This is a genomic window from Nocardiopsis sp. TNDT3, from assembly GCF_003427465.1.
GTDB lineage: Bacteria > Actinomycetota > Actinomycetes > Streptosporangiales > Streptosporangiaceae > Nocardiopsis > Nocardiopsis dassonvillei.
This window is the reverse complement of record NZ_QPFC01000225.1, coordinates 1-8,590: the sequence shown is the minus strand read 5'-3', so window position 1 is coordinate 8,590 and position 8,590 is coordinate 1. Positions and strand designations below refer to the sequence as shown.

At 70.9% G+C, this 8,590-nt stretch carries 7 protein-coding genes; 4 read left to right on the top strand and 3 right to left on the bottom strand.

Annotated features, from left to right (window positions below; translation table 11 throughout):
- The first annotated feature begins 36 nt into the window (after window positions 1-36).
- A complete protein-coding gene (locus tag DQW06_RS06205) occupies window positions 37-894 on the top strand; it encodes an oxygenase MpaB family protein (protein ID WP_071620971.1) in 858 nt (285 codons plus the stop codon).
- Between the two features lie 9 nt (window positions 895-903).
- On the opposite strand, the gene DQW06_RS06200 is transcribed toward DQW06_RS06205, so the two are convergent.
- Both DQW06_RS06200 and DQW06_RS29140 read right to left on the bottom strand, forming a co-directional pair.
- Entirely contained in the window at window positions 904-3,894 is a 2,991-nt protein-coding gene (locus DQW06_RS06200; protein ID WP_304598500.1) for a BTAD domain-containing putative transcriptional regulator, read from the bottom strand.
- 132 nt (window positions 3,895-4,026) lie between these two features.
- Window positions 4,027-4,203 carry a hypothetical protein gene (locus DQW06_RS29140; RefSeq protein WP_167539520.1) on the bottom strand — a complete coding sequence of 59 codons (177 nt, stop codon included), beginning with the start codon at window positions 4,201-4,203 and terminating at the stop codon, window positions 4,027-4,029.
- A gap of 865 nt (window positions 4,204-5,068) precedes the next feature.
- Between DQW06_RS29140 and DQW06_RS06195 the strand changes: the two genes are divergently transcribed.
- The 3 genes from DQW06_RS06195 (at window position 5,069) to DQW06_RS06185 (ending at window position 7,074) form a co-directional block, all read left to right on the top strand.
- Window positions 5,069-5,581 (top strand): NUDIX hydrolase, encoded by a 513-nt coding sequence (locus tag DQW06_RS06195; protein ID WP_013156285.1) that lies wholly within the window; start codon window positions 5,069-5,071, stop codon window positions 5,579-5,581.
- 182 nt (window positions 5,582-5,763) lie between these two features.
- Window positions 5,764-6,183, top strand: a complete 420-nt coding sequence (locus DQW06_RS06190) for a hypothetical protein (protein WP_013156284.1) — start codon at window positions 5,764-5,766, stop codon at window positions 6,181-6,183.
- An 87-nt stretch (window positions 6,184-6,270) separates the two neighbouring features.
- Window positions 6,271-7,074 (top strand): DUF2786 domain-containing protein, encoded by an 804-nt coding sequence (locus DQW06_RS06185; RefSeq protein ID WP_013156283.1) that lies wholly within the window; start codon window positions 6,271-6,273, stop codon window positions 7,072-7,074.
- A 211-nt stretch (window positions 7,075-7,285) separates the two neighbouring features.
- Here DQW06_RS06185 and dnaN read toward each other — a convergent pair whose 3' ends face one another.
- A complete protein-coding gene (gene dnaN / locus DQW06_RS06180; RefSeq protein WP_232051733.1) occupies window positions 7,286-8,428 on the bottom strand; it encodes a DNA polymerase III subunit beta in 1,143 nt (380 codons plus the stop codon).
- Window positions 8,429-8,590: the final 162 nt, after the last annotated feature.

The window sequence follows — 8,590 nt, the reverse complement described above, 5'->3', positions numbered from 1 at the left end:
CCCGCCCGCGCGGGCGGGTGCCGTACGATCCCAGGCATGGGCAGACCGTCCGACCGATCACCTCTGCGACGGATCAGCGCGGAGGCCTGCGTCCTCGGCGGCGCGGGGTACGCCGTCCTGCTCCAGATCGCCCACCCCGGCGTCGCCCGCGGGGTGCACGACCACAGCGACTTCTCCTCCCGGCCGTTCGACCGGCTGCTCGGCACCCTCTACTTCGTGTACGGCACGGTCTACGGCACCGAGGAGGAGAGGAGGCGCCTGCACGCCATCGTGCGGGCGCTGCACCGCAAGGTGAACGGCCCCGGGTACCGGGCCCTGGACGACGACCTCCTGCTGTGGGTGGCCGCCACCCTGTTCCAGACCGCCTCGCGACTGCACGCGATGGTGTTCGGCGAACTCGGCGAGGAGGACCGCGCCCTGCACCTGCGCGAGGCGTCGGCGTTCGCCACCGCCCTGGGCCTGCCCGAGGAGAAGTGGCCGGCGTCCCCCGAGGAGTTCGCCGCCTACTGGGACGGCGCCCTGGCCCTGCTGGACGTGGGCGAGGAGGCCCGCGCCATCACCGGGCAGCTGTTCCACCCGGCGAGCGCGCCCCTGCGCCCGCTGATGCGGGTCCAGCTCCTGCTCACCGGCGGGCTGCTTCCGCCCGACCTGCGCGAGCGGTTCGCGATCCCGTGGTCGCCGGCGCGCCAGCGCCGCTTCGACCGGATCGTGCGGACGACCCGCGCGGTGTACCCCTACGTTCCCCGGCCGGTGCGCGTCCTGCCCGCCACGCTGTGCCTGTGGACCATGCGGCGCGGAACCCTGGGGCCGCGCTGGCTGGGGCCGCCGCGGCGCCGTTCGGAACCCGGTGCGGCGCCGCGCCGCGGGGCGGGGGGAACCGTCGGCCGGGACTGACCTCGGCCGTCAGCCGAGGGACGCGGGCGGGTGGTCCTTCAGGGCCTTCCTGGCCTGTTCCGCCTCGGCCAGCCCCAACTCGGTGAAGATCTCCTCGGCCTCGCCGAGGAACCCCCGGGCCCGGTCCGCGGCCATGACCGGTGCGGGCAGGCGTCCGAGGGCGAGCGCGGCGCGGGCGACCATGTGGCGCTCGCCGCGCTCCACCGCGATGGCGTGGGCCCCCTCCAGCTCGGACAGCGCCTCGCGGTGGCGTCCGGCGGCCGCGTAGGTCATCCCCAGGTCGACGCGGATCTCGGCGTCACCACTGCGGCGCCCGTGCTGCTCGGCCAGGTCCAGTGCCGTGGTGTGGGACTCGATCGCCCGCTCCCACTGCTCCGCGGCCCGGTGGGCCAGCCCCAGGGAGTTGTGGATGTAGACCTGGTTGCCCACCAGGCGCAGCTCGTGTGACAGCTCCAGGGCCTCGTTCAGGTCGGCGAAGGCCGCGTCCAGCTCTCCGAGCCCGGTGCGGGCCTCCCCCATGACCCGTTTGGCGTGGGACCGGGTCACCTTCTGGCCCTCGCCCACGGCCTTCTCCATGGACTGCTGGGCACAGTGGAGAGCCTCCGTGTACGCGCCGAGCGTCTGTTTGAGGACGGCGAGGTTGCCCCACTGCAACGCCTCCAGGCGGGTGTCGCCCAGCTGGACCGCGTAGTCCAGCACACCCTGGATGGACTCCGCCGCGTCAGCGAGACGGCCGACGCGCTCGTAGACCATCCCCAGGTTGGCCAGGGCCCGGATGATCCCCCTGCTGTCGTGGATCGCGGTCAGCAGTTCCCGGGCCTCGGTGAGGAAGGCGAGCGACTCGTCGAAGCGCCCCGAGAGGCAGTGGGCGATGCCCAGCCCGATGAGGGTCACCGCGCGCCCGCGCCGGTTCCCCTGCTTGTCGCTGATCTGGAGTGCCCGCTGGTGGGAACTGATCAGCAGGCCCATCTGGCCGTGGAGGGCGTAGAAACGCCACACCGCGTCCGCCATACGCCAGGCGTACTCGCCGTTGCCGTGCGAGGCGAAGTACTCGATCGTCTCCGCGAGGTTCTCCTGGTGCAGGGTGAACCAGTTCTCGGCGTCCTCCCTCCCCGACAGTTCGGTGCGGTAACCCCGGCTCACGTCGATCTCGTCGTCGTGCGCGCGCGGACCCAGGAGGTCGGCGGCGTGCTGTGCCGTGGCCATGTACTGCTCCGCCAGACGGAGCTTCGCGGCCTCGATCTCCCCGGCGTCCAGCAGCATGGCCGCACGATCCCGGGAGAAGGCCCCGATGAGGTCGTGCAGGCGGTACACGTCCCCCTGGGGCTCCTCCAGCAGGCACACCCCGACCAGCTCCTGGAGTATGTCGTCCGCGTCCTCCACCGTCATGTCCAGGAGGGCGGCCGCGCCGCCGAGGTCGATCGTGCTGCCGATCATCAGACCCAGCAGGAGGAAGGTCCTGCTCTGGTCCCGGTTGAGGCTCTGGAAGGACAGGTCGATGGCGGCCTCGACGCTCTGCCCCTCGACCTGGAGTTCGCGGAACTTCCGGTTCTGCTCACCGAGTCGGCGGGCGACGTGCGCGAACGACCACCTGGGACGGCTGAGCATCCGTCCCGCCACCACGCGCAGGGCGAGGGGGAGGCCACCGCAGATCCGGATGATCTCCCGGGCCTGGTCCGGTTCGCGCTGTACGCGGTCCTCTCCCAGGACGCGTCCGAGCAGCTCCAGGGAGGAGCTCTCGTCGAACACCCCCAGGGAGAGGAAGCGGGCGCCGCTGAGCCCGGAGAGTTCGTTGCGGGTCGTGATGAGGGTCATCGACCCCGGCGAGGAGGAGAGGAGCGGGCTGACCTGGGCGTAGCTGAACGCGTTGTCGAGGATGACCAGGACCCTGCGCCCCATGAGGGTGGCCCGCCACAGCGCCGCGCGCTCTTCGAGGGACTCGGGCACGGCCTCGGGCTCGACGCCGACCGCGCGCAGCAGGGCGCCGAGCGCGGACATGGCGTCGAGAGGCTCCCTGTCGGTCGTGTACCCGTACAGGTCGATGAACAGCTGTCCGTCGGGGTAGCGCCCGGCCGCCTCATAGCCGAAGCGGACCGCTGTGGTCGTCTTGCCCTCGCCGCCGCTGCCCGTGATGACGCAGACCTGGGCGCGGTCGTCTCCGGTACGGGCCACCTCGTCCAACCGCCGCAGGGACTCCTGGCGTCCGGTGAAGTCCGGCAGGTCCCGCGGGAGGTCGTTGCGGACCACGAAACGCGTTCCCGGCTCCCCGGACGACAGGTCCTGCGGCCCCTCCTCCGAGAAGTCCTCCTGGAGGATCCGGGTGTGCAGGGCGACCAGTTCCGGACCGGGGTCGACACCCAGCTCGTCGGCCAGCCTGGCCCGGAACTCCTCGTAGACGGAGAGCGCCCTGGCCCGTTCGTTGTCGCGCCACAGGGCCGTGATGAGCAGGTGGTGCAGCCGCTCCCTGAAGGGCTCCTCGCTGACCAGGGACGTCAGCCGGGAGACCACGTCGGCGTGCCTGCCCAGTTCCAGCGCGTGGGTGGCCCAGGCCACGACGCAGGACCAGCGCTCCTCCCGGAGGGGGGCGACGACGGTGTAGTCCAGGTACTCGGAGCCGACACCGGAGAAGGGGACTCCGCGCCAGCACTCCAGCGCCTGTTCCAGCATGTCGACCGCGGTCTTGGGCTCGGCCGCGGCGGCCCGGTCCCGGAGCCTGCGGAAGCGGTGCAGGTCGACGGAGTCAGCGTCGACGTCGAGGGTGTACCCGCCGGGGGTGGTGGCGATGGTACCGGGGAGGCTGCGGCGCAGGTGGGATATCTGGACCTGGATCACCGACCGGGCGGTACGGGGCGGATCGTCGCTCCAGAGGTAACCGATGAGTTGGTCGATGGTGACTTCGCGCCCCAGGTGCACCAGCAGCGCGCCCAGCACACAGCGCTGGCGCGGACCGCCGACCGGAACAGGTCGGCCGTCGGACCAGACGGTAATGGGGCCAAGCACGCCGAATTCCACAATCAGCAACCCTAGCAAGGGCCATTGGCCGGAAATAGGGAATACGGACATGCCAACGGCTCCGAGTACCCCCCTCCACGCAGGTACTCGGAGTGACCGTTGGACTACCCGAAAAAGGAGTTACTTCTCCTCAGCGGACTTCTTCTCGGCGGGCGCGCTCTCGACGGGCGGCGCGGCCGGGACCGGCTTCGAGGGGTCCGGCTCCTGGTAGGGCTGCATCTTGTCCGCGCGCACCTCGCGGAGGTCGCCGGCGACGATCGCCTCGAACTCCTCGTCCACGGTCAGCATCTTCGGCACTCGGACTCCTCTTCTCACGGCACTCGCGTAGAGCCGCAAGGTAGCCCTACGTCTACGAAGCATCAACGGACCCCGCCTTCCGGCGGACTGGCCACCCGTGGCGGGTTCCGCCTCAAAGCACACCACGGGTGGCATGTGTCCAACGAACGTCGCACTGTGTCGGACCCGCGAGCCGTCCTCTCGCGGGTCCGAACGCGTCGAACGTGTTCCACACTAGAGAGATCCTCTTCCACTCCGCTTTCAGTCTTCTTTCAGCGCTGAAATCGGTGTGGCGGCGGCGGTTCGGGGGCCGCGCCATCATGGACCGCCGGAGTCCGCCGGGGCCAGCGGTTGGCCGGTTGCGGACGGTCAGAGCCCGTGCACCTGGTGTGCGGCGGCCGTCACGCACCACGCGCCCGCCGCCCGGGGGCGCGCCTTCGATCGGGGAGAACGCCCTCCGCGGGGCCGGATTCCGCTTCCTCTCCAACCTTCCGGAAAACGACGGGGATAAACCAAACGTTCCCCTCATCGCCGAAATCCGGAAAATTCCCGGACTCAGGAGGGCAAGCTTGTTCCCGTCCCCCGGAAGGCCCGCGCCCCGGACGCGACAGGCGTTCCCTTGCGAAGCTTTTCGTACCTCTCGCGTTCTTCCCCCATCCGTGTCCCGGACGCTCCCCCGGGACCGGCGCCCCTTCGGAGATCCCGACACGCCCGAACGGCCACGAGGTCCCGGGTGGGCGCGCCCTCCGCCGGGAACTCCCTGTGGCGCCGGGCACGTACACCGGGAGGAGGGCTGCGCGAGCCCGGTGTCGGGCCATAGGTTGCTAGGGAGCATGCCGATCGGACGGCAGCGGCGGTCCCGGAGGGCGCGAAGTTGGAGGACGTGATGCTGGAGGGCGACGGAAACGGCTGGGTGAGCCTGCCGGACGGAACCCGCAGGTGGGGGATCTACGGCGCGGCCGGACTGCTGCTGTACGCCACCGACGCCGCCGGAGCGGGCCACGTGCTGCTCCAGCACCGGGCGGGCTGGACCCACATGGGGGGCACCTGGGGCATCCCCGGGGGCGCCCGCAACCGGGACGAGACACCCCTGGAGGCCGCCGTGCGCGAGTTCGAGGAGGAGGTCGAGGGCGACCTGGACGGGTACAGCCTCCTCGGCGTCCACGAGGAGGACCTGACCGTGTGGCGTTACGACACGTTCATGGCGAGCCTGCCGGGGCTGACGCCGTTCCGGCCGGGCAACTCCGAGAGCAAGGAGGTGCGCTGGGTGCCGGTGGACTCCGCCGACTCGCTCCCGCTGCTGCCGCCGTTCCGCGCCGCGTGGCCGCACCTGCACGCGAACCTGGTCTCGGCCTTCTCGGAGAACGGCGGCGGTCCGGGCACTTCCGCGACCGGTTGAGCGTTGGACCCTGCGCGGGGGCCTTCCGCGCACCCGTCGGGAGTCCGGGCGGGGTGCCGGAGGGCGGTCTCGGGGGAATGTCAGGGGCGGATCCCTGATGCGCTCCGGGCTCCGGCCCCGCATGCTGGAGGGGACGGCCCGGCGCAGAGCGGTCGTCACGCTATTCGACTGGAGCAGTGGACATGACGCTGGAGCGCGGTAACGCATTCACTCCCGTCGCCTCGGCGACGATGATCTGGCCCTGGACCACCTCGGTGCTGGGGGGTGCCGCCGGCGGTGCCCTCTTCTTCCTCCTCAACCTGGGCTCGGGCCTGGGCGCGATCGCCTCCGGTCTGACCGCGGCGGTGGTCTTCTTCTCACTGATCGGCGGTGTGGGCGGCGTGATGAGCCGCAAGGCCGACCGCCGGGGCAGGCGCTACGCCGCCACCTACCCGTTCCGGTACGCGGCCGTGCCCGCCGGAATCGGCGGCGCGGGGTACGCCCTCGTCAGCATCTTCACCGGCTCGATCATCGGCGGTCTGTTCGGCGGGTTGTTCGTCGCGGCGGCGATCTGGATCACCGTTGGCCTCATCGCGATGGTGGTCGGCAACAAGAACGCCTAGGCTCGGTATCTTCCGCCGATGGTGGAAGGCAGATACTCACCTAGGGGAGACAACCGGGCGCCGATGACTGAATCTGCTCGTCAGAAGATGGTCGAGCGGGTCCGCGGGCTCCTCCGCATGGCGGAGGACCCCGCGGTTACTGATGCCGAGAGCCAGGCGTTCACCGCCAAGGCCGCCGAGCTGATGACCCGCCACGCGATCGCGGAGGCCGAGGCCCGCGCCGAGAGGGGCGAGGCGCCGGACGCGATCAGCCGCATGGACTACACCGTCTCGGGGGTGGGGGGCCACGGCAAGGCACGGGTGCGCGCACTGGCCGACATCTCCGCGGCCTACGGCTGCCAGTCCGCGGTACGGGGCAACAACTCCGAGAACACCGAACGCGTCATGATCCTCGTGGGCACGGTGAGCGCGCTGGACGCGCTGCGTATGCTGCTGCCGTCGATCTCCATGCAGATGGAGGCCTCGGCGAAGTTCATGAGTTCGTCGCACGTGGCCGACATCCGGGAGCTGCGCAACTACACGCGCTCGGAGCTGGAGACCGAGCGCAAGCGCTACTACCGGTCGTTCGTGCGCGCCTACGGGCAGGCGGTGGCCGAGCGCATCCGCGAGTTCCGCGCGCGGTTGCAGGAGATGGCCTCGCCGGGCGGCTCGGGCGGGTCTGGGGAGAGCGTGGACGCCTCCCGCGGCGCGGAGCTGGTGCTGCTCAACGACGTGCACCGGGTGAGCGAGGAGTTCCAGAAGCAGTTCCCGCAGCTGCGCAAGCACCGGCCCGAGCGCACGCACAGCGCCGCGGGGTACCGGGCGGGCTACCGGCGGGGGCGCCAGGCCGAACTGGGGCTGGACACGCCGGTGGGGAGCGGTGGTTCGTCCGCGCTGAACGAGAGCGAGTAGGCCCCTTCCGCGAAGTTGTCCACAGGCTGTGCACAGAACCGCCCCGATTGTTGTTCTCGCATGTCAGAGGGGAAATGCGAGAGTTCAACCGGGGCGGTTCTGGTGTTCCCGGGGACGATTACCCGGGGTTATCCACAGGAAGAACGGCCTCCTGTGGATAACTCTGTGGATAAGGTGGCGGCCCGGTTGAGAATGGGTCCATAACCTCTTATCAGGACACCCGCAAAGGCTGAACCAGGTAACGGAAGGAGGGGTTCTCCCCCTCCTTGGCCGGCACGTCGGTGAACACGGCGGGTTTGGTCGGCTCGGTGAAGTTGAGGTAGGCGGTGTCGGTCTCCACACCCGCCAGCCCGTCCATGAGGTAGTCGGGACGGAAGGCCAGCCGCAGGGGCTCACCCTCGTAGCCGACCTCGATCGCCTCCACGGCCTGGGCGTCCTCTCCCGACCCCGCCTCCAGCACGACCTCGCCCTCGGAGAAGGCCAGCCGCAGCGGGGTGTTGCGGTCGGCGACCAGCGCCACGCGCTTGACCGCCTCCGCCAGGGGCGTGACGGCCACCTCGGCGCGCGCGGAGAACTCCTTGGGGAACCAGGCGGCGTACTTGACGAACTCGCTGTCGATCAGCCGGGTGGTGGTGCGGCGCTCGCCGTTCTCGAAGCCGATCATGCCCTCGCCCGGGGAGAGGCTGACGCCCTCGCCTCCGCTGGCCGTGGACAGGGCGATGTCCACGTTGGACTTGGTGAGCAGACCGCGCACGGTGTCGCTCAGCGTGCGCGCGGGCACCAGGGCGGCCGCGTCCAGGCCCTGGTCCTCGGGGCTCCACCACAGTTCGCGCACGGCGATGCGGTAGCGGTCGGTGGCGACCAGGCTCAGGGTGTCGCCGCTGAAGTCGAGGTAGACGCCGGTGAGCATGGGCAGGGTGTCGTCGCGGCTGGCCGCCGGGGCCACCTGGCGCACGGCCGCCGCGAAGGCGTCCGCGGCGACGGAGCCGATGCGTCCGGGCATGCCGGGCAGGGTGGGGTAGTCCTCCAGCGGCATGGTGATGAGGGTGAAGCGCGCGGCGCCGCCGACGATGCGCAGCTTGGGGCCGTCGCTGTCGATGTGCACGGAGCCGGACGGCAGGTTGCGCACGATCTCGGCCAGGAGGCGGCCGGGGACGAGGGCGGCGCCGGGCTCCTCGGAGAGGACGTCCACCGAGGCGCGGGTGGAGACCTCGTAGTCGAACCCCGACAGGTGCAGGGAGGCGCCGTCCGGGGAGAGCTCCATGCGGATCCCCGAGAGCACCGGGACGGCGGGCCGTGTGGGGAGGGCCCGGGCCGTCCAGGCGACCGCCTCGGCGAACGCGTCGCGGTCCACTCGAAGTTTCACGGTGAGGCCTCCTCGTAGCGCTGTCGTTGCCGACAACGTACCCAGCGGTGACGACATTCGCCCCCCTTCGAACGCGACCGTGGGCACGGCCCGACCTGGGAGAAGGCGTCGCGAAGCGCTGACCGGGCGCGGCCCGCGGGGGGCAGGGGC